The 20,511-nt window shown below is 50.5% G+C and carries 19 protein-coding genes, 1 tRNA gene and 1 riboswitch; of the genes, 13 read left to right on the forward strand and 7 right to left on the reverse strand.

The genetic code is table 11. The annotated features are described in order from the left end of the window. Window positions 1-6: 6 nt before the first annotated feature. From J9260_RS15705 to J9260_RS15730, 6 genes are read left to right on the forward strand one after another with little or no spacing between them, the layout of a single operon-like run. Window positions 7-1,686, forward strand: coding sequence for an ABC transporter permease (locus J9260_RS15705; protein WP_210218657.1), 1,680 nt, complete (start codon window positions 7-9; stop codon window positions 1,684-1,686). A gap of 13 nt (window positions 1,687-1,699) precedes the next feature. Continuing rightward, window positions 1,700-1,897 (forward strand): hypothetical protein, encoded by a 198-nt coding sequence (locus tag J9260_RS15710; RefSeq protein ID WP_210218658.1) that lies wholly within the window; start codon window positions 1,700-1,702, stop codon window positions 1,895-1,897. Window positions 1,898-1,953: 56 nt separating this feature from the next. Beyond that, window positions 1,954-2,214 carry a helix-turn-helix transcriptional regulator gene (locus J9260_RS15715; protein WP_210218659.1) on the forward strand — a complete coding sequence of 87 codons (261 nt, stop codon included), beginning with the start codon at window positions 1,954-1,956 and terminating at the stop codon, window positions 2,212-2,214. Next, a complete protein-coding gene (locus J9260_RS15720; protein WP_210218660.1) occupies window positions 2,204-3,097 on the forward strand; it encodes a toprim domain-containing protein in 894 nt (297 codons plus the stop codon). The genes J9260_RS15715 and J9260_RS15720 overlap by 11 nt, the downstream gene beginning before the upstream one ends. A gap of 1 nt (window position 3,098) precedes the next feature. Then, window positions 3,099-4,673 (forward strand): YfjI family protein, encoded by a 1,575-nt coding sequence (locus tag J9260_RS15725; RefSeq protein ID WP_210218661.1) that lies wholly within the window; start codon window positions 3,099-3,101, stop codon window positions 4,671-4,673. After that, window positions 4,673-5,242 carry a hypothetical protein gene (locus tag J9260_RS15730; RefSeq protein WP_210218662.1) on the forward strand — a complete coding sequence of 190 codons (570 nt, stop codon included), beginning with the start codon at window positions 4,673-4,675 and terminating at the stop codon, window positions 5,240-5,242. Before J9260_RS15725 ends, J9260_RS15730 begins: the two co-directional genes overlap by 1 nt. 421 nt (window positions 5,243-5,663) lie before the next feature. Here the strand turns inward: J9260_RS15730 and J9260_RS15735 are convergent. The 4 genes from J9260_RS15735 to J9260_RS15750 all read right to left on the reverse strand — a co-directional run bounded on the left by J9260_RS15735 (window position 5,664) and on the right by J9260_RS15750 (window position 9,205). Next, window positions 5,664-5,739 (reverse strand) — tRNA-Lys (locus tag J9260_RS15735). Window positions 5,740-5,798: 59 nt separating this feature from the next. After that, entirely contained in the window at window positions 5,799-7,067 is a 1,269-nt protein-coding gene (locus J9260_RS15740; RefSeq protein ID WP_246499480.1) for a YeeE/YedE family protein, read from the reverse strand. Window positions 7,068-7,130: 63 nt separating this feature from the next. Then, the gene (locus J9260_RS15745; protein WP_210218663.1) at window positions 7,131-8,999 is read right to left on the reverse strand and encodes an AAA family ATPase; all 1,869 of its coding nucleotides are present in this window, start codon (window positions 8,997-8,999) and stop codon (window positions 7,131-7,133) included. Beyond that, the gene (locus J9260_RS15750; protein WP_210218664.1) at window positions 8,996-9,205 is read right to left on the reverse strand and encodes a hypothetical protein; all 210 of its coding nucleotides are present in this window, start codon (window positions 9,203-9,205) and stop codon (window positions 8,996-8,998) included. Before J9260_RS15750 ends, J9260_RS15745 begins: the two co-directional genes overlap by 4 nt. 295 nt (window positions 9,206-9,500) lie before the next feature. On the opposite strand from J9260_RS15750, the gene J9260_RS15755 reads away from it, so the two are divergent. From J9260_RS15755 to J9260_RS15765, 3 genes are read left to right on the forward strand one after another with little or no spacing between them, the layout of a single operon-like run. Next, window positions 9,501-10,118 carry a hypothetical protein gene (locus J9260_RS15755; protein WP_210218665.1) on the forward strand — a complete coding sequence of 206 codons (618 nt, stop codon included), beginning with the start codon at window positions 9,501-9,503 and terminating at the stop codon, window positions 10,116-10,118. Further along, the gene (locus tag J9260_RS15760) at window positions 10,115-11,788 is read left to right on the forward strand and encodes a vWA domain-containing protein (protein ID WP_246499482.1); all 1,674 of its coding nucleotides are present in this window, start codon (window positions 10,115-10,117) and stop codon (window positions 11,786-11,788) included. Before J9260_RS15755 ends, J9260_RS15760 begins: the two co-directional genes overlap by 4 nt. A 17-nt stretch (window positions 11,789-11,805) precedes the next feature. Continuing rightward, the gene (locus tag J9260_RS15765; RefSeq protein WP_210218666.1) at window positions 11,806-12,195 is read left to right on the forward strand and encodes a hypothetical protein; all 390 of its coding nucleotides are present in this window, start codon (window positions 11,806-11,808) and stop codon (window positions 12,193-12,195) included. Here J9260_RS15765 and J9260_RS15770 read toward each other — a convergent pair. The 3 genes from J9260_RS15770 to J9260_RS15780 form a co-directional block, all read right to left on the reverse strand. Beyond that, the gene (locus J9260_RS15770) at window positions 12,108-13,427 is read right to left on the reverse strand and encodes an HD-GYP domain-containing protein (RefSeq protein WP_210218667.1); all 1,320 of its coding nucleotides are present in this window, start codon (window positions 13,425-13,427) and stop codon (window positions 12,108-12,110) included. The two genes, J9260_RS15765 and J9260_RS15770, sit on opposite strands and share 88 nt — an antisense overlap. 126 nt (window positions 13,428-13,553) lie before the next feature. Next, window positions 13,554-14,114 carry a hypothetical protein gene (locus J9260_RS15775; protein ID WP_210218668.1) on the reverse strand — a complete coding sequence of 187 codons (561 nt, stop codon included), beginning with the start codon at window positions 14,112-14,114 and terminating at the stop codon, window positions 13,554-13,556. Between the two features lie 20 nt (window positions 14,115-14,134). Continuing rightward, window positions 14,135-15,982, reverse strand: a complete 1,848-nt coding sequence (locus J9260_RS15780) for a TonB-dependent receptor domain-containing protein (RefSeq protein WP_210218669.1) — start codon at window positions 15,980-15,982, stop codon at window positions 14,135-14,137. Between the two features lie 101 nt (window positions 15,983-16,083). Then, window positions 16,084-16,218: riboswitch (cobalamin riboswitch) on the reverse strand. Between the two features lie 72 nt (window positions 16,219-16,290). Here J9260_RS15780 and hemC point away from each other — a divergent pair. Genes hemC through J9260_RS15800 form a run of 4 tightly spaced genes read left to right on the forward strand, consistent with a single transcriptional unit; the run spans window position 16,291 to window position 20,507 of the window. Next, window positions 16,291-17,220 carry a hydroxymethylbilane synthase gene (gene hemC / locus J9260_RS15785; RefSeq protein ID WP_210218670.1) on the forward strand — a complete coding sequence of 310 codons (930 nt, stop codon included), beginning with the start codon at window positions 16,291-16,293 and terminating at the stop codon, window positions 17,218-17,220. Further along, the gene (locus J9260_RS15790; RefSeq protein WP_210218671.1) at window positions 17,213-17,995 is read left to right on the forward strand and encodes a uroporphyrinogen-III synthase; all 783 of its coding nucleotides are present in this window, start codon (window positions 17,213-17,215) and stop codon (window positions 17,993-17,995) included. Before hemC ends, J9260_RS15790 begins: the two co-directional genes overlap by 8 nt. Next, the gene (locus tag J9260_RS15795; protein ID WP_210218672.1) at window positions 17,992-19,233 is read left to right on the forward strand and encodes a uroporphyrinogen-III C-methyltransferase; all 1,242 of its coding nucleotides are present in this window, start codon (window positions 17,992-17,994) and stop codon (window positions 19,231-19,233) included. Before J9260_RS15790 ends, J9260_RS15795 begins: the two co-directional genes overlap by 4 nt. Then, window positions 19,230-20,507 (forward strand): heme biosynthesis HemY N-terminal domain-containing protein, encoded by a 1,278-nt coding sequence (locus J9260_RS15800; protein WP_210218673.1) that lies wholly within the window; start codon window positions 19,230-19,232, stop codon window positions 20,505-20,507. The genes J9260_RS15795 and J9260_RS15800 overlap by 4 nt, the downstream gene beginning before the upstream one ends. The last annotated feature ends 4 nt before the right edge of the window (window positions 20,508-20,511 follow it).

Consider the following 20,511-nt stretch of genomic DNA (forward strand, 5'->3'; position numbering starts at 1 on the left):
TGTGCTATGTCTGACAACAAAATGACAAACGCTTATGCCCTGCATTCAGAAATGACGGATTTGCAGCGCAGCGCACACGATGAACGCCAAGCCCTGAAAGTGACCCACTGGGCGCAGCAGTTCTTTACCGTTTCAACTTGGATAATTTACCTAATGTTTGCGGCGGCAATGTACGGAGCACCCTTGTGGGTGTTGCAAGCATTCTTCGGTGCGAATGCCGGTAATTACGTTGCGATTATTGTTATCGGTTTGTTTCTGGTGGCACTGCCCACGGCTTTAGCAATGGGCAAGCACTCTGGTTACAAGGCACTCAGTAAACGCGGGATTGATCCGCGTTGGATGGGCGCAATCATCGCGTTCTTTATCGCATCGGGCATTTATTTTGAAATGACCAGCGCGACAAGCCAGCAACAGGAAAAAGCCCACCAAGCGGTAGAAAACTCGAATGCAGGTAAGGCGATCATGGGGACAACGGTTAGCACCGACACAAGTGCCTACGCTTCCCTACTCGCTGATGCTGAATTCAAGCTGGTAGCCTGCCAACGCAAACTAAGCGAGGGCAAGGTGAAGGATTGCGCCAACAGCACCGCCAAGGTGAACAGCCTGAAAGAGCAATCCGCAGCCGACCGGCAAGCCGCGATTACTGCCAACACCGCCGCCATTACCGCCAAGCAATCCGCGCTCGACAAGGAACGTGAAGCCCACGCACTGCCCATTGCTAAATCGTTTGCTGAACTGTTCGGCTCGACCATTGCCACTGGTGCGGTAATCGCCGCGCTTATCGCCGCCTTGATCTTTGAGATTAGCCATTCTTTGACGATTTACAACGAGTGGCGATTGAAGCAAGAGATTGACCGGCTAGAGGGTAATTTCAAGCGGCTGAAAGTCGATTACTTCCACCAGACCGGCAAACAGTTTGAAGCGACCGACTTCAAGGAAGGTGAAATTATCGACCTAATGGAAATGCGCGAAAGTGGCAAGATTGAGCATTTCAAAGACCGCCTACAGGACGCGTTTCAACCAGAACCGGAACCCGAAAAGAAAGGTGGAGACTTCGGATTCATTCGGCACGGACAAACCGCGCAATCCAGCGCACGGCTGGACGCTGAAAACCGCCGCAAGTATCCGCAGGAAATTCTATACCCCACCGGCAAAGGCAAGACGGCGGACGACTACGCATTGATTCCGCGTGAGGACTTCAAGCGCACTAATCCAGCCGTACCGGGCCACACTTACCGCGATGAATTGCGCACCGGTTCCAGCGATTACCGGGATATGCCGCTAGATGCAACCACTACCCCACCGGCTGAAAAACCACGTGTAGAACCATCTGAGCAACCAGCCGAAAAACCACGTGTAGAACCACGTGCACGCGGTTTGGAAAAAGCAGATGAAAACCACGTGCACGCGGTTTCTGATGCACCCAAAGCGCACACCACCACCGAAACACTTTATCCGGCATGGATAGCAGCAGTGAAGGCGGGCGAGTGTCGTGCTTCGGTCAATGAGTCACGGGCATGGATTCAAAAGCACATCGCGCCAGTGATGACCGGCAGCAAGACCAACGACCTAAAACGTATCGACCAAATGCGCAAAGGGTTCTTTAGTCGTGCGATCCGGGAAGGGCTAATGCAGATCAACACGACCTACCGTAACGGCGGCAAAAAATACAACTGGATTGGTTAAGAGGAACCTACACATGACCATAGAAAACACATCCGAACCAATAAAGCCCATTTATTACTGGCTTGATGGGTACTGGATAACCGACAAGGAAGAGGCCGATTTAATGGACGAAATAAACGCTTTTGGCAGCACGCACGGCACGGCATTTTTCCCGTCTGATGCTTCACCCGAATTGATTGATTCGGAAATCGCCGCGCTCTTGGCGGCATAACCCCCACCGGGCAGGGCGCAAGCCTTGCCCACTTTACACAAGCGAGAATCAAACCGATGAATGAAATTGAACAAATGCTGACAGATAGAGAAGTGGCACAAGTGCTGAAAATGTCCCGCTCTTCTATTTGGAGGCTTGCCAGATTGGGAAAACTTCCCAACCCCGTGAAAGTCGGGCTGACTGCCTCACGTTGGAAACAATCAGAACTGAAGACGTGGATTGAATCAACATCCCCAAAATGCGAAAGCCCCACCGGGCGGAATCCGGCAGGGCTTCAAAATGGCGATACCAGCGAGGAATCGACAGATGAATTATAGCAACTTGCAGGAAGCCATGCTGCAAAATATTGGCTATTCGTTCGACAACCTGAAGGAGGATGGACAGTGGCACGACGGCGGCGAAGTCCCCAACACGGGCAAGTGCCGTTACATCGTTATCCAGCACGTTAAGGGTGTGATTGTCCGTTACCACGACCACCGCCAAGGTGAAGAGTATTTCACTTGGAAATCATGGGGAACGGATAACACCCGACTTTCACCCGAAGAATACGCGCAACGTAAAGCCGAAATTGACGCACACAACGCACGCCAGCAAGCGGCGGCGGCATTGGCAAGGGCGCAACGTATCGCCAAACAGCGGAAAACGTGGGCAGCCTCACAGCCTGCTAATCCAGACCACCCGTATTTAGTCCGTAAGCAGGTAGGCGCGTTCGGTATCCGCCAACACAACACCGCCTTGCTTGTGCCTATCCGTGACGTATCCGGGCAACTGCAAGCCCTGCAATACATCTACCCGGCAAAGGTGGAAACCGCAGACGGCGGGAAAACTGACAAGATTATCCTTGGCAGTAAGCGCGGCGGTTTCCACCACATCGGCAAGCCCGAAACCCCAACGGATACGGTTTATGTGTGCGAAGGCTACGCAACCGGCGCAACGTTGCACCAGCTCACCGGGCAATGTGTCGTTATTGCGTTCGATGCGGGCAACCTAACCCCAGTGGGGCAGGCGATACGCACCCGTTACCCTGAATCTGAATTAGTGTTTGCTGCTGACAATGACGTAGGCGTTAAGGCGGGCAACATTGAAAACCCCGGCGTTCACTACGCCAGACAAGCCGCGTTTGCCTGTAACGGCTATGTGCTAACCCCGAACACCACCAACAAGGCCGACTTTAACGACCTGATTAATGAGGCCGCATAACATGGCAGTACCAGCGAAAATCCTACAAATGGCAACCATTGAAAAACCCGCTTATCAGTGGGATACACCCGAACCGCTCACCCAACAAACCAGCGCAGCACCTTACCCGCTTGACGCGCTACCGGGCATTATTGGCGATGCAGTGCGTGAGGTTGTGCAAATCGTCAAATGTCCGGCAGCCATCGCTGCAAACTCGGCATTGTCCGTACTGGCGACAGCGTGCCAAGGTGTTGCCAATATCAAACCTAACCCACGATTAAAAAAGCCGTCACCACTTAGCTTGATTATGGTCACAATTGGCGACCCCAACGAACGGAAAAGCGCGGCTGACGACTTCTTTTCTGAGGAAATCGGCGAATGGTGCGACAGCAAGGAAATGGAGCTTGAACCAGAACTGAAAGCATACAAAGCAGAGCTTGCAAGCTGGAACGCCCAAAAACGCGGACTTGAAAAAGCGATTGAATCAGCAGCATCAAAAGGCGACCCGATAAGCCTACAAAAAGGCCAAGAGGCGCGGGAAAAACTTATCTGGCTGGAACAGAACGAACCCGAAAAAGTGTATATCCCAAAGATGACCACCAAGGATGCAACACCCGAAGGCATAGCTAAACATCTTATGAATAAATGGCCTAGTCTTTGCAATATGGCAGCAGAAGCGGGCGCGGTTTTTGGTGGACACGGCATGGCAAAAGATAAAGCGATGCGCAATTTTTCCCGCATTAATGAATTGTGGGAAGCTGGCAAAGTGGAAGTAACCAGAAGCGGCGATGATGATAGCTTTACCATAGCTGGCGGACGTTTTTCTATGGGGCTTGCTATTCAACCCGACCTTATCCGGGAGTTTTTCGAGACGAACGGAAGGGGCGCAACTGGTTCAGGTTTCTTTGCACGTTGGCTGTTGTCATTCCCAGAAACAACGCAAGGTACACGCATTGAAGACGTTGAAACCCTGTTAACTGAGGCGCAAACACCAAGCATTGAAGCATTCCGTAAGCAATTGCATGGAATACTTGAACAGCAATACACCAACGGAAAGGGCGGCAAGTTCGACAATTTGCCAACGCTCAAACTATCCCGTGAAGCACTGGGAATATGGGTTAATTATCTGAATTCTGTTGAACGCGAACTTGTTTCAGGCGGCGATTTTGAAGGTGAAGGCAAGATAGCGGGCAAGAACCCCAACAACGCGGCACGTTTAGCGGGATTATTTCACCTGTTCAACGGCGGTGATGTGCTGGACGCAATCAGCGGCGAAACCATGAGAGCGGCTTGTCGTTTAGCAAGCTGGCACTTGTACGAAGCGCGGCGGTTTTTTGGTGAGATTGCCTTACCTAAAGATGACCTTGAAGCGGTTAAGCTGGATTCGTGGTTAATAGCTGAATGCAAGGCAAGCGGGGAAGCCATCGTTAGCAAAAATCGTGTATTGCAGCGCGTCACCCCTGCCAGTTTACGCAAGGCCGACAAGCTGAATAAGGCACTTGATACGCTGGAACGTGCAAACCGCATTCGCCAGACCAAAGAGGGTAAAACCGCAGTGATTGAAGTGAATCCGGCATTGCTGGAAGAGGTGAAATAATGGCTTTACGCGACTGGCTAAACCCCGATTTTGACCCACTTGCTACTGAAAAACCTGCTATTTGTTCAAAAACCAATCTAAAAATAGCAGGAATAGCAACTGTAGCAACAGGAATAGCAAAATCTGCTATTCTCCAAGCCATTGATTCTAAAGGAGAACTATTTAGGAATAGCAAGAATAGCAGGAATAGCAATAGCAACGCGCCAGAACTGAAAAAACAGGGTATCGCCAGGTTAGAAGCGGCGGCGGCGGGATTGCCTGTTACTCTTGAAGAATTGGCGGTTTTTTTCGCTGATGACTTGCAAGAGTTCGGGCAGGGATTAGTAAAACAAGCAGGTATTGTTCAGGCCGTGCGCTGGTACGCTTACCAATACAAAGGCATGGAAGAACCAAGACTTGAAGAAATACCAGCGGGAATGGTGCGTTGCATTGATTGCCTGCAAAATCGTTGTACTTACCGACAGGTTACGCCCTACGGTAATGTGGTGATGCAGAGTTCACCAGCATGGCGGTGGTGTGATGATTACACGGCACGGGTTCATAATCTGGACGACTACCGCAGACGATAGCCAAAACACCCAACCCCTAAGAGCCGCACCTGATGCGGTTTTTTTACGTATGGAAACTGCAAAACTTGCTATTCGTGCAAAAAATAATCTAAAAATAGCAGGAATAGCAACTGTAGCAACAGGAATAGCAAAATCTGCTATTCATCAAACCATTGATTATAAAGGCCAATCATCTAGGAATAGCAAGAATAGCAGGAATAGCAATAGCAACGTGCCAAAACTGAAAAAACAGGGTATCGCTAGGTTAGAAACGGCGGCGGGATTGCCTATTACTCTTCTGGCGTTACGTCACGCCAAAGCATTAGAAAATGGGGTGTTTGAGGGAGTCAAAACAGCAAAAGGACACCTGAAAGGACACCTGATGGGGATTACAAAGAAAAAAGGGCTACATCCGTTTGAATGTAACCCTTTGATTCGTATATGGTGGGACATGTGCGACTCGAACGCACGACCACCTAATTAAAAGTCAGATGCTCTACCGACTGAGCTAATGTCCCTGAGAAGAGCGGTATTATACGCAAACACTTTCCGCTTTCAAGTTTTTTTTAAGCTTCGGTTAAACTTTTTCAAGTTTGCGTAAAGACTCTGGCAACAACTTCAAATCGACCAAACCTGTGATCAAAGCTTTAGCAAAAGAAGCTTCTTCTTCGTACATCATTTGATAGAACTGCACTTTCATGGTTAACGCGCTGCCCAATACAATGCCTGCAAACGCAATGAACGAGCCAATCGCCAAGGTGGAAACCCCAGTAATTGCCTGCCCAACGGTGCAACCCATCGCCAATACGCCACCGATACCCATTAAACCCGCGCCAATGACGTGACTGGTAAAATCTGCCCATGAAGCGAACCATTCGATTCTGAAAGTACGACTTACTAAAGCCCATGCCAGCGAACCTGCGGCTACCCCGAAAAAGGCCATTAAACCAAAGGTTAACAAACCGCTATTAAAACCACCTGCCGCATAGCCAACCGCTTGCCCCATCGGATTGATGAAGGTGAACGATTGTGGTGCTAATGCCGCACCGAGTGCCGGTTTACCTGCTTCGGATTCTGCGAGCATGTCCCATTCGCTGTAATATTGGCTCAAGCTGTACGGTTGATCGTCAATGTTAACGCTGATATTGCTGGTGACATACCACGCCGCCAACACACACAAACCCACCACGATACCGCCCACCGCAAAATCGCTGCTGCTGCGGAAGTCTTTGGATTTAAACGCCAACCATGCCAACGCCAGACCCAACACGCCACCAATGACCAGACGGGCAATTTTCGCATTATCCGCGCCAGCCAATAGCGTGCCTAAGTCTTGCGAATCGCCCAGATTAATCGCTAACGGATTCATCCAAGGGTAAAACAACACGGAATACAAGGTTTTATCAGAGCCGGGGAACGGGTTCAGCATGAAATACGCCACCAAACCGATAATCAAAAACACCAAAATGGATTTCAGGTTGCCAGCACCGATACGTACTAAACACTTGTTGCCGCAGCCGCCCGCAATCGTCATACCGATGCCGAATAAAATGCCGCCAATCAGGTTTTCCACCCAGATCAATTGCCCGTTACGGTACGGTGGGTAAGAGCCATCAGCCGTTACCATACCCAACATTTCCAACACCACTACGCCCAGCAGCGCAACGCCAATGGCTAAACCCCACGCACGGAAACGCCCCGTGTCCCCCATATTAACCCAGTCAGAAACCGCGCCCATGGTGCAAAAATGGGTTTTGTTCACCACCGCCCCCATAATGAAGGCAATCACAAAACCCGCTATCAGTAAAAACGACTGTGCCGATGCAAAATCTTCAAACGTCATCATCTTATCCTCTCATTAACTGTGTGCGAGGCCGATTATAGTTTGAGAAATGTCAAAGAATAAACCCTAAGCGTGCAAATCCGCGCTGGCTTGCGGACAATGAATCACTCGAGCAAAATCAACACCCTCCGGCACGGTTTGCGCAGTTAACCACACCTGACTCACCGCCGACTGACTCACTGTCTGCAAACTCTGCAAGGTACTCAGACTGCGTTCTGGGTCAAAAAACGCCAATGGCTCATCCAAAAACAACACTTGATGGGTGGTATGGGTGTTATCCGCCAAGGCATTTGCCACCGCAACCCGCATCGCTAACGCAATTTGCCGTTGAGTTCCCGCTGAGGTTTCAATGAAATCCAGATACGCGCCTTTTTGTTCAGACAACACTTTCAGGCTGAAATCGGGCATTAATTGAATAGTTTCGTAGTGACCATTGGTAAAACGTTGCAGCAATTCCGTACAACGCTGTTGCACCAGTTGGTTAAAACGCGCCACCGATTGACTACCGCTACGTTGCAATAAATCCAGTGCGGTATCAAACACCACCCGGTCACGCCGGATGTGTTCCAAAGCCATTTCCTGCTGATCCAGTTGCGCTTGGTACTGTTCACGTTGGTTGAGCGCGGCGTGTTGCTGGGCTTTGTCGCCGTTTAATACCTGTAAATAACGACCGAATTCGCGGTTGCGGGCTTCCATACTAACGTTTAATGCATCCGCTGCACCCTGCAAATTATTCATGTTTAATTCGTAACGCCGCACCGATTCCGCCCATTCCGGCAATACGGCAATATCGGGGTGATCACTACTAACAGCCGGAATATCGGCTTGGGTTTGCAAGATATAACGCGCTGCGTCATGGGTTAGCGGCTCATTATCCTGAGTTAATTGCTGATCCGCCGGGGTATTGGTGACATCAAAACCTTCCATCAAGGTATCCGCCAGCCGATTCGCCTGTAACCGCAATGGGCGCAACTGGCGCATTTCCACAAACCAACCGTAAATTAACAACGCAGCCCCGGCTAAAGCGGTTAATGCCGCCACGCGAATCGTTGCTTTGCCCAGCATTTCACGCAAATCACCACTCATCCCGGATAGCCATTGCGGCGGGGAAACCAATAAAAACAAGCCGGTTAACAGCATCAGAACGAACACCATCAGGGTGGTACGTGTCCAAAAACTTAGCTTTTCACTTTTCTGTTTCAGCCCTGAAAACTGCTCACGATTACTGGGGTAAACTTCTGTTTCTTTATCAATGCGTTGTGCTAATTGCAAAAATGACTGCTGGCGATGTTCGAGCACCGTGCCAATACTTTCCAGTTGCGGCAACCGCGCTTCGTCAATTTGTAACCCGTTTAAATTCGCCTGAAGCTGTTTACGGGCATCATTCATTTGCGCAATGGTTTGAATACGCTCACGATTTTCGTTTTGCAATTGCCCGCTGAGATTCGCGTACTCCTTCAAACCGGCTAATGCCAGCAATTGCTCATTATCGCCTTGTGGCAGTTGGGCGGTTTGCTGGCTCCAGTAAAACGCTTGGGCAAACGCTTTATGGTTGTAACCCAGTAAGGCTTTGAGCTGATGTTCCACCGTTTCGGGAGTATCCGCGAGGGTTAGCCCCTCTTCGGTCGAAAACAGCGTTGCCATCGTGTCACCGGCTTGGTTCACCGAACGAATCAGGTGATAAGCATGACCACGGTGCTGTAAATGCAAGGTCACAGTAGTTTGTTCAGTACCCCAGCGAATCAGTTTATTCACTTGGGTTTCATCCAGTTGCGCGGTGCAACCAAACAAACCGAACTGAATCGCATCGCCGATACTGCTTTTGCCGGATTCATTGCAACCAATCACTGCAATCAGACCGCGTTCAGGCAGTTGGGTTAAATGCAGGTCAGCGTATTTGCGAAAATCGCTGGCTTTAAGTGCCGTAATAATCATGCGAGAGTATCCGAATAACGTGTCGCTTCAAGGCGGGCAACCACTAAACTGGCGGCATCGGCATAAACGTGTGGTTCAAAACCGTCGGTTTTTTGACGGTCGGGAAAATCTTGCAGGCAAAAATCTGCGAAACGACGGGCTGCTGCCGTTTTTAATTGCTCAGGCTGTAACTGTTGCAGGAAATCTGGGGTTACTTGAGATGACATTATCACTCTCCTAGAAAAGACACCCCACAACTATATGCGAAGACGTGATTTTTTGCAGAATATTCCAACCAGAAAATACGTTTCAAGACAAATATTAAGCATCCATTAACACCCCTAGCCTTAAACCTTATAAGCGACAGTTTATCGTATCATTGACACAGCGAGGCGATATGCTTCTACAATAGCCGTTAGGTAAGACTGCGCGAGGAGAACGCTTATTTCTGCCCCAAATCCTTATAACACCATCAAGGCATACACCCTAATCGCACTGGCACTCTCGGCAGCGTTAGTCGGCTTGTTTGCTTGGTGGTTTCAAGCCCCTTGGTGGCTGCTGGGTATTTATACGGTAGCGGCGGTTTTAATCGCGCTCAGCGTGCCGCTATTGTACCGCCTGTTCGGTTACAAAATGCAGGACGAAGCCTTGTGGCTAAACGAACGCAACCTGCGCGAACACGCCACCCTAATGCAACGCCTAGACAATGTCCGCGAATCCTTAACCGAATTAAACATTACTGCCGGTGTAAAACAAGCCAATATCCTCACCGACATTCTCGATGATTACCGTTCAGTGGTGGAAACCCGCTTTATCGGCAAACAATTCGCGCCGATTACCTACCTGAATGCCGCTCGTAGTGTGCAGGAACACGTCGTGCAAAATCTCACCGACATGGTGGCGGTTGGGCACAGCCTTGCCGGATTAAACCGCCAAGCTGCGCAATCAGATTTGCATCAGGAACAACAACAACGCATCACCACGTTACTCGCCGAAAACGATAAATTCTTCACTGCCTTAAACGAAACCGCCGTGGAAGTCGCCAATATTCGTTCAGTCAGCCAATTTGAGCGACTCGACACCTTGGCGCGTTTAGTCAGTTTGGCGCAAACCGCCAGCCACACAGGAACCCAGTCATGAATATGCGCAACACACTTACTTTCACCGCCCTCGCCTGGTTAATCGCCACCACGCTAAGCGGTTGCGGCGAAACCCTCGACACCAAAGAAAAAGCCGAAGTCAAAGTCGCCGAATTGGTACAAACCGACATTCAACCCACCCAACGCGAAAACCAGTACCGCGCCAATATCCAACTGACCCGCACCAATTTGCTGGCAATGTTGCCGGATTTAGCCGAATACCCGCTGTTGCTGGACGTAACCGACAGTAATGACACCGAAGTCGCAGAAATTTTCACCTCTGCCGACAAAGCAGGCAAAGGCTTAGATGGCGTGTATCTGGAATTAGCCGAAAATTTCAACCAACAACGCCAAACCCTGAGCAACGGCAAAAAAGCCGCGATTACCATCCGCAAGCTCGATTCCGGGTTAGGGGCGCAATTCATTATGACCGGGCAGTACATTGCCGAAGCGTATTCCCCCGCGAATGCCTTGTGGGGAAGTTTAGTGAATAGCAGTAGCAATAAACTTACCACGATTGCCGACGTAACCGCGTCCAGCGTCGGCGGCGTGATTGCACGGAAAACCAAACTCGACCTGATTACCACCGATGGCAAGCTCGACGTTGCTAAATTACTCACCAACGTCAGCAGCGGCGAATTTGCAATGGGTTACACCAACCCTTACCAATCCGCCACCGGGTTAAACTTCTTAATCACGGTGCTGGATGCGTTTGCCAAAGGTGATCACAGCCAAATGTTGTCGCCGGATGTTGCCAGCGCGTTTGAAGCCTTCCAACTCGGTGTGCCGTTTGTGGCGCAAAACACCCTGCAAATGCGTGATGCCGCCATGGGCAGCGGCGTATTGGATGGTTTTGTCGGCAGCGAACAAACCTGGTTAAGTGCCACCGGCATGGATGATTACCAATTCGTGCCGTTCGGGGTGCGCCACGACAACCCGCTGTACGCCACCAGCGAAGCTGACCCGGCGGAGTTGGAAACCTTGAAGCTATTTGCTAAATACATTGCCACCCAAAAATCGGTACTAACCAAGTACGGCTTTGAAACCAGCCCCGATTTCCGCGATGCCTACAAAATTCCCGATGGCAACACCCTTGCCCAAGCGCAAAAACTCTGGAAGCAGAAAAAGTCCGGCGGCAAACCCGTTGCGGCAGTGTTTGTTACCGATATTTCCGGCTCAATGGAAGGCGAGCGCATTAAAAACCTGAAAAAAGCCCTGATCGAATCCTCCGACCTGATCAGTGCCAATAACGCGATTGGTTTGGTGTCGTACAACGATACCGTGAACGTGGATTTACCGATTAACCCGTTCAACGTGCAGCAAAAATCCTTATTTAACGGCGCGGTGGAACAGCTTTCGGTGGGCGGCAAAACCGCAACTTACAGTGCTACTTTGGTTGCGGCGAATTTACTGAGCGAATTCAAAAAGACCCACCCGGATTACAAAACCGTGATCTTCGTGCTATCCGATGGCGAAACCAATATGGGCGTGGATTTCGAGCAAACCAAAACCTTGCTGGAACTGGTCGGCATCCCGATTCACACGATTGCTTACGAACTGAGTTCGCCCGAACTCAAGGAAATGGCGAGTCTGGCAGAAGGCGCGTATACCGAATCGAGTGCGGGTTCCGCCTCCTTCCGTATCGGTAACTTGCTGAATTCGGAAATGTAAGCCAAGGGAGGCAGCGCGTGAAAGGCTTGAAAATCTTTGGTTTGTTTCTAGTGCTGCACGTCGCTGCTTGGGCGGGTACGCACGTTTACCTAAGCCAACACCAGCCGGATGTGCTGATTGTGGTCGATACATCGTATGCGTTGAAACCGCAATTCGCGGCAATGGAACGCTGGATTTCGGCGCGGGAAGCGAGTACCCGTTACAAAAAGATTGTGGTGGGAACGGATAAAGCATTACTGGGGGAGCTTACCTCCCTGAAATCCAGAGAGGCCATTTTCCGCACCGCATTTGGGCGGATGAGCGAAGACAATTTGCAGCGTTACGCGCAAACGTCGGCGGTGGAGAAAATCTTGTTATCCGATGGCACGATTAATCCGACGGGGTGGACGGTGGTTAAGTTTCCGTAACCCAAGTTATCACGCTCTTGGGAACAGGTTTCGCGCAACGCCACAATCGCCGGGATAATTTCCAGAAAATACCCCACCAATACCGGATCAAAATGCCGTCCGGCTTCTTCGCGTATGAATGCTACCGCGCGGGCATCACTCCATGCCGATTTATACGGGCGTTGCGAAGTCAGCGCATCAAATACATCACAAATCGCGGTAATCCGCCCTTCCAAAGGAATTTCTGTACCCGCTAAACCGTAGGGATAACCCATGCCATCCCAGCGTTCATGGTGGGTTTCCGCAATGCGGCTCGCCATTTGCATGATTTCGCAACTATGCCCATCGAGAATGTTTTTCCCGATTAACACATGGGTTTGCATTACGGCTCTTTCTGCCTCACTTAATTTACCGGGTTTCAGCAAAATATGATCCGCAATGCCGATTTTACCCACGTCGTGCATCGGGCTGGCGTACAACATTTTATCCGCAAAGGTTTGCCCTAGACCGGCCTGCAATGCCAATAACTGACAACTTTTACTCATGCGCTGAATATGCTCGCCAGTTTCGCTATCGCGGTATTCACCGGCACGCCCCAAACGCAGCAAGATTTCCCGCTGGGTGGCGAGAATTTCCTGATTCTTATCGTGCAAGGTTTGCACCGAACTGCTCAGGCTGTGTGCCGCCATGAAGGTGTAAAACACATAAATCAACGCCGCCAACGCCATTGCATTGTAAAGTGGGTCACTATTCAGCAATAACCATACCGCTACCGGTAACACCATCGGCAACACAAACAGCAAATACAGCGAGAAAATAGAACCCAAGGTCACAACGGCTGACCCTGCCAGTACAAAAATACCCGATACCAATACCGCGTGATACGCTGGTTCATCAGAAAAATTCAATAGAAAAACACTCGCGCCCCACGTCAAACCGCTGAGGAAAACTCCCACCAGATAGGAAAATCCCCAACGATACGGGCACAATTGCGTCTCCACTTGGCGCAAGTGCAAATGCTGTTGCGCTTCGCGATAAGATTGCAACCCCATAAAGCGCAACCCCAATACCAAGCCCTGCGCCGCACCCCACATCACAATGGTTATCAGCGGAGCTTGCCCCACCGAAATAGCACACAGCAGCATTGCACCCAAAAAATGCCCCAGCAACTCCAGCGTCGCCGAATCATAAACACGGTAAACCTGCCGCCCCAAGGGAAATAACCACGCCCTGCACCGCATTTTTTGTATCATGTTTATTCACTCATACACCAACTACACTGATCAATATTATTACACAGTAAATAGATATTTGTTATGAGAAATTCACACAAGTAAAAAAGCCAATCCGCACTCTTTACCTGTATTTAACACGACCATTTAAACGGTGGTATTCACCTGCTTAATTTGACGCACTGCAATATGCAACAACGCAGCCGTACTCAGATACAAGCTCATAATGTACAAACCGTGCGGGGAGTACTTCAGCAATTGTGCTCCAAACTCACTCCACGTCACCTCAGCAAACGTCCCGGAAAGAGCGTAAAAACTACCGCTGGAAATCACTTCTGATACCGCGAAACCCGCTATGACCGCGATGATCAACTTGCCCAACGACGCAAAGGTTTCACCTTGGTATTGCCCAGCAAACCAACGCCCAGACACAAACAACGCACCGTAAGCCGGAACCAATGCCCAATAAGCGGGTGACAGACAGAAATCACTAACCCCAAATTGGTTGACAGCAACGTAGTCAATCGCCATCGCTGTCGCCATAAACACCCCGAAACTCACGGCGTTACGCAAATAAAAACCCGCCAAGAAAAAGACTGCCCACGATGCATCCAGCAAGTGATCGCTGACATGAACGCGCGTCGCCAGCATCACCAACAGCAAAATGCCGCCGACCAGCCATTGGTTTTTATGAGAAAGTTCAAACATACATATCTCCTTAACAAGTTCTACTTCGGTGCGTATTTCAGCGTCACCAAACCATTAATACCGTCTTGATTATACCCAGAGTTGGTCTGGTAATCCTTGTCCAACACGTTGCCGATTTTCGCCCCCACTGTCCAGTCTTTTGCAAGCCGGTAATCAGCGCGGAGATCAACGGTGGCGTAGCCGGGAAGCTTTCGACTATCGGTATTTGCTGCATTACCATGACGCGCATCTTCTGCATGTAGGGTAGCCCCTACAGAAACCGCACCTAGTTTACGATCAACATCAACATTAAATATTTGCTTTGGCGTGTTAACCATCTGTTGATTAGCAAAAGGCCCGGAGCGTTTTTTTGGATTTTGTAACGTTAATGTGGACGCGACATCCCATTCACCCAACTTACCAGCAACACGAGCTTCCACGCCCTTGATCGTCGGTTGCACATTACTCACAGTCCAATTACCCACTGCATCTTCTTCCCATTCGATATAGTCGGTAATTTTATTCTGAAAGACTGCTGCATCCCAGGTAAATCCCTGCCCGCGCCCTGACAATCCCAGTTCAATATTTTGACTGGTTTCAGGTTTCAAATTTGGATCACCACCCCACGGGGAATATAAGGCATTAAATGTCGGTGCTTTAAATGCTGTACCGTAGGATGCCTTGATACGCATTGCATCACCGATCTCATGTCCAATGGCAATTGCACCCGTGCTATGTTTATCGAATTGTTGGTTGTCATCGCGACGTGCGGACACCTCCACATCCGTTTTACCAAAATCGTGCTGGTAGCTGGCAAACACACCGTCATTCTCGCGGGAGATCACGGTATACACACTATCACTTATGATTTTATCTTTTTGCCTGTCGACCCCAATAGTCAATGCACCGTTTGCACTCGTTACAACATCCGCTTGCAAGCTGGCTGTTTCACGGCGGGTATCAAATTGCCGACTGGCAAAAGGATTAAGATTGCCACCGTTAAAATAGTTATAGGTTTCATCAAGAGACTGTCCAATCTGAGCCGATACTTTTACCCGCTCACCGAATGCATGTTTCACTTTTCCTGAGATACTTTCTTGCACAAAATCATTTGAATTGCCTGAAAGATCACTACCATCAAAAGCATTGTCACCCTGAGTATGCAACAACGCGGCTTCTACTTCCGTGCCATTAGTAAAACGATGCCCAGCACGCAATGAAGCAGACTCACGGCGATAACCATCATTATCAGGCTCTTGTTGATTGCTAGTGGTGTCTATACCGTCTGTTTTTTCTGTGCCAGCATTCACATTGAACCATGTATCGGCATCTCCGCCTGCCAAGTTTACATTCAATTTTTGAGCGTTATGACTACCGATGCTGGCAATGATTTCTGGCTGAAAGCCCTTTCCGCCTTTACGGGTAAAAATCTGAACAACACCACCGATAGCTTCCGAACCATACAAGCTGGAACGTGGGCCACGTACTACCTCAATACGCTCGACCTGATCCAACGACAAATGCTCAAAAGACACAGAACCCAAGGTGGCAGAACCTATTTGTACGCCGTCAATTAAGACTAAAAGGTGATTTGCTGCTGTACCACGCAACCGAACTGAAGTCACTTTACCCATTCCGCCATTATTGGTGATGCTAATCCCCGGCACGCGACGCAACACTTCCGCAACATCCGTGGCCTGATACTTCTCAATATCTTTACGGGTAATAACAGTGACGGGCGTAAGTGTTTCATCCACCGTCCGCGCTTTGCGGTCAGCAGTTACCACGACCTCTTCGAGTTGAGTAGATTCTTCCGCCAACACGTTGGGGGAAACAGACAGGCAAATAAAAGCAGTACCGCACGCAGCGGCAAAAGGGAATAATTTCATGGTATTTGGTTTTCCGTATTGTGCGCCCATCGCGCACCATGACTGGAACGGGGAATCTCTTCCCCCTCTCCTGCTAAGCGGGAGAGGGGGGGTGAGGGTCTTCCACCGCGCGTTGTCAGGCCGGTGTCGGGCTTGCGTGAATACGTTTACCGTTGCGAGGGCAGCACTGGTGTTACACCAGTTTCCCGTTTAACTTCAGTGATTAAACCGAAGCACCTGAACAGCGCGGCAAGGTACGGGATTGCGCTTAGGGTGTCAAACATTTAAAGTGCAGGGGTTTCATTGAATCAGGGGCATCCGCAAAAATTATGGCTGACACCATCCGTATCGCAACCCGCACCAGTCCTCTCGCCCTTTGGCAGGCCGAACACGTCGCCCGCCGCTTACAGGAGCTTCACCCCGGTCTGCACATCGAAATGGTGGGCATGGTAACGCGCGGTGATAAAATCCTCGACAGCCCACTGTCCAAAATCGGTGGTAAAGGCTTGTTTGTGAAAGAACTGGAAGTCGGTATGCTGGAAGGCAGCGCGGATATTGCGGTGCATTCCATGAAAGACGTGCCGATGGAATTCCCGGACGGTTTGCACCTACCCATTATTATGGAGCGTGAAGACCCGCGCGATGCGTTTGTTTCCAACGAATACGCCAACCTGGATGCGTTACCGGAAGGTGCTATCGTCGGCACATCCAGCCTGCGTCGCCAAACCCAAATTCGCGCCCGTTACCCACACTTACAGATTCGGGATTTACGGGGCAACGTCAATACGCGCTTATCCAAGCTGGATAACGGCGAATACGCCGCAATTATTTTAGCTTCCGCCGGTTTGATTCGTCTGGAATTCCAGCAGCGGATTACCGCCTACCTGTCTACCGAACAAAGTTTACCCGCCATCGGTCAAGGTGCTATCGGCATTGAGTGCCGCCGCAACGACCCACGGGTAGAAAATTTATTGACACCATTACGCCATCCGCAAACCACGGTTTGTGTGCGTGCCGAACGTGCCATGAATAAACGTTTAAACGGTGGTTGCCAGATTCCTGTGGCAGGTTTTGCGGAACTCGAAGAAGGCGCGTTACGGATGCGCGGCTTGATCGGTTTCCCGGATGGTTCCGAGGTGTATACCTGTGAACTGCGCGGCTGTGTGGTTGACCCGGAAGACCTTGGGGTATTGGTTGCCGAAAATCTGTTGGCGCAAGGTGGCGGTAAAGTGCTGGCGTCGTTAGGCATTCATGCCTGACAACAGCTTGCAGGGGCTGGGTGTCGTAGTCACGCGCCCTGCGCATCAGGCAACGGCGTTCCAGCAGCAATTGATTCAGCGGGGAGCGCGAGTGTTGGCGTTTCCGGTGATTGCGGTGCAAGCTTGCGAAGATTTACAGCAGGCAACAGCGCGGTTAGCGCATTTAGCGGATTACGACGCAGCTATTTTCATCAGCAGCAATGCGGTGCAATTTGGCCTTGCATTGCTCAATGCGTCACAACGCACACAGTTACAACAGTTAACCTTGGGCGCGATTGGTAGTAAAACTGCCCGTAGCTTACAAGCAGCGGGGTTACAGCCGGTTTGGGTTCCAGCAATGGGCTTTACCAGCGAAGATTTTCTAGCGATGCCAGCGGTGCAACAACTGGCAAACCGGCGTATTGTGATTTTTCGGGGTGAGGGAGGCCGCGAATTATTAGCCGATACGCTACGCCAACGCGGGGCGGTCGTGGATTATGTGGACGTTTATCAGCGCATTTGTCCGAAAAATGACATTAGCGTATTGAAACACCACCACGATAGCCAGCAGCTTGGTATAATTGCCATCACCAGCAGCGAGGGATTACTCAACTTACTGACGTTGCTGGGTAATCCTGAATGGATAAAGACGGTTCCGTTATTGGTGGGTAGTCAACGCATGGCAACCACCGCCCGGCAAGCCGGTTTTACGGGACAGATGGTCATTGCAGACAACCCCGGTGATGAGGCAATGTTAGCTGCACTCAGCCAATGGGCACAGGAATTCTCACGATGATCGACAAAACAGCACACGAAGCTGATAGCAACCCTAGCGCAAATGACGTGGAAACACTGGACATTTACGACAACAGCAAACCTGCCAAGCGTGGCTCTGCGAGCGCACGTTTCGCGTTATTTATTGCCATCCTCGCCTTATTTTTTACGGTAGTGGGCATTGCCGCAGGCTATAAGCATTGGCAGCGAATGCACGACAAGGTGCGCAACAATGTGTCAGAACTCGCGGCTATTAAACAGCAGTTAACCCAAGCACCCGACGACAGTGCGATTCAAGCCTTACGTAAAGAACTCACCGACAAGGCCAACCAATCGCAAGCCAACCACACGGAAGCCTTGCAGGAAATGGCGCGGATGCAAAACCAAACCCGCCAATTTGCCGATACCGTGGCTTCGCAAGTCGAGCAAGTGACCTTCTTGCAGGCACGAATGCAGCAAAGCGCGGCTCCAGCAACCACCAAAGAGTGGCAAGTCGCCGAAGTCGCCTTCCTGTTACAAATGGCTAATCGCGAATTGCACCTCGTCAATAACCCGCAAACCGCAAAAGCCAGCCTGAAAGAGGCTGATGCGCTATTGGCAACACTGGGTTCGGTCAATTACTTGCCGGTACGTCAGCAAATCGCGCGTGATATTTCCGCACTAGAAGCCGCACCTGCGCCGGACATTACCGGCGCGTCGCAACAAATTCACGCCATGATGCTGGAACTTAAACCACTGCCCGCCCTGAGTGAGGTCGCCGCAAGCGATGCCGCCACAACGGACATTGCCGCCAGCGATAGCATCGAGGGCAATTCCTTGTGGGCAGATTACAAACGCAAGGCGGGTGAAATGCTCAATGATGCTGTGGTGGTGCGGCGTTTTGACCAGCCATTGCAAAGTGCGTTAGATGCCGATGCACGTCAGCATTTATTCCAGCTACTACATCTGCGCCTAGAAACCTTACGCCTACTGGTACTGCAACGTGATAACAGCGGATTCCATGCGCAAATAGCATTGCTGCGCGAAACCCTGAAAAGCTATTACCCAGAAGCGCAAGCCAAACCTCTCCAAGAGAACTTGGATAAACTCGATAAACTCGATTTGCAGCCTGTATTACCAGATATTTCCGCAAGCCTGAAACAGTTGGAAAGTGCCCGCCAAGCCGACAACGCCAAACCGCCCTTACCGGCTGCTGATGACAAGGCAACGACGACTAAGCCGCCAGCCAAAGACACCAGTAAAGGAGGCAAAAGCGAATGATCCTTTACCTTATCGTTCTGCTGATTTTAGCCGCTGGTATTTTCTGGCTGGGGCAAACCGTACTCGCCAATCCCGGCATCACCACGATTACGTGGGGTGTCTGGAGCTTGGAAATGAAAACCGCCACCCTGGTCGCGTTGGTGCTGCTAACCTGCATTGTGTTTTACATCGGGATTGCGCTGTTACGCCACGTGCTAGGGCTGCGCCGTAATTTCAGCCGTTACCGCGAAGCCCGCCTTGGCAGCAAGGCCAGCCGCGCCCTCAGCCAAGGTTTGATTCAATTGACCGAAGGCCATTGGGAAAAGGCAGAAAAATTACTCACTGAACACGCACCACACAGCGATACTCCGCTGCTGAACTACCTTGCCGCCGCGCGTGCCGCACACATGCAGGAAGCCTACACCCGCCGCGATGAATTGCTTAAACAGGCGATTGAAAGTGACAGCAAAGCCAATATTGCCGTGGGTGTTTCGCAAGCCGATATGCAAATGACCAGCGGGCAACTTGAGCAAGCGCACGCAACCCTGACGCGCTTACGCGAACTTTCGCCCAAACACCCTTACGTATTAAAGCTCCTCGCCAAAGTTTTGTACCGTCAGGAACACTGGGATACTTTACTGGAATTACTCCCAGAACTGGTTAAGCAAAACCTGTTGAAAAACGACGATATGGGCAAGGTACAAGGTGCAACTTTAGCCGCGATGTTCCAGCAACACGCCAAAGCTAAACACGCCGATAAACTGCAAGCCTTGTGGAAAAAATTACCGTCAGTCATCCGCGAAAATCCTGAAGCGATTTTGCTGTACGCGCGTGCATTACACACCGCAGGGGATGATTTGAGCTGTGCCAGCCTGATTAGCAATAATCTTAACAAGCGTTGGGATGACGGTTTGGCGGATTTGTACGGGCGCATTCAGCACCACAGTTTAGGCAATGCGATTCAACAAGCGGAAAAATGGCAACTCAGCCGCCCGGATAATAACCCGGCGTTACTGCTGCTGTTAGCGCGTTTATACAATCAGCAAAAACTCTGGGGCATGGCGAAAAGCTATTACGAATCCAGCCTCAATCAAACCCCCAACACCCAAGCGTACTTGGAGCTAGCGGAATTGCTGGACACTATGAAGGAACCAGAAAATGCGCAACGCTGCTACCGTTTAGGTTTGCGTTACTGCATTCGTGGTGAAGGGGAAAAACTGAGTTTAACCCCGACACAACGCCCGCAGGCAACCCCGCAGGCGCAACCGGTATTAACGCCGTATAACGGCCTGTAACCCG

The organism is Thiothrix unzii, from assembly GCF_017901175.1.
GTDB classification, from domain to species: Bacteria; Pseudomonadota; Gammaproteobacteria; order Thiotrichales; family Thiotrichaceae; genus Thiothrix; species Thiothrix unzii.

Coding starts and splice junctions, on each gene's coding strand:
- J9260_RS15720 (WP_210218660.1), top strand. CDS start 2,204: ATGAATTATAGCAACTTGCAGGAAGCCATGCTGCAAAATATTGGCTAT.
- J9260_RS15800 (WP_210218673.1), top strand. CDS start 19,230: ATGATCCTTTACCTTATCGTTCTGCTGATTTTAGCCGCTGGTATTTTC.
- J9260_RS15710 (WP_210218658.1), top strand. CDS start 1,700: ATGACCATAGAAAACACATCCGAACCAATAAAGCCCATTTATTACTGG.
- J9260_RS15740 (WP_246499480.1), bottom strand. CDS start 7,067: ATGATGACGTTTGAAGATTTTGCATCGGCACAGTCGTTTTTACTGATA.
- J9260_RS15725 (WP_210218661.1), top strand. CDS start 3,099: ATGGCAGTACCAGCGAAAATCCTACAAATGGCAACCATTGAAAAACCC.
- hemC (WP_210218670.1), top strand. CDS start 16,291: ATGGCTGACACCATCCGTATCGCAACCCGCACCAGTCCTCTCGCCCTT.
- J9260_RS15770 (WP_210218667.1), bottom strand. CDS start 13,427: ATGATACAAAAAATGCGGTGCAGGGCGTGGTTATTTCCCTTGGGGCGG.
- J9260_RS15795 (WP_210218672.1), top strand. CDS start 17,992: ATGATCGACAAAACAGCACACGAAGCTGATAGCAACCCTAGCGCAAAT.
- J9260_RS15790 (WP_210218671.1), top strand. CDS start 17,213: ATGCCTGACAACAGCTTGCAGGGGCTGGGTGTCGTAGTCACGCGCCCT.
- J9260_RS15745 (WP_210218663.1), bottom strand. CDS start 8,999: ATGATTATTACGGCACTTAAAGCCAGCGATTTTCGCAAATACGCTGAC.
- J9260_RS15780 (WP_210218669.1), bottom strand. CDS start 15,982: ATGAAATTATTCCCTTTTGCCGCTGCGTGCGGTACTGCTTTTATTTGC.
- J9260_RS15775 (WP_210218668.1), bottom strand. CDS start 14,114: ATGTTTGAACTTTCTCATAAAAACCAATGGCTGGTCGGCGGCATTTTG.
- J9260_RS15705 (WP_210218657.1), top strand. CDS start 7: ATGTCTGACAACAAAATGACAAACGCTTATGCCCTGCATTCAGAAATG.
- J9260_RS15760 (WP_246499482.1), top strand. CDS start 10,115: ATGAATATGCGCAACACACTTACTTTCACCGCCCTCGCCTGGTTAATC.
- J9260_RS15730 (WP_210218662.1), top strand. CDS start 4,673: ATGGCTTTACGCGACTGGCTAAACCCCGATTTTGACCCACTTGCTACT.
- J9260_RS15750 (WP_210218664.1), bottom strand. CDS start 9,205: ATGTCATCTCAAGTAACCCCAGATTTCCTGCAACAGTTACAGCCTGAG.
- J9260_RS15715 (WP_210218659.1), top strand. CDS start 1,954: ATGAATGAAATTGAACAAATGCTGACAGATAGAGAAGTGGCACAAGTG.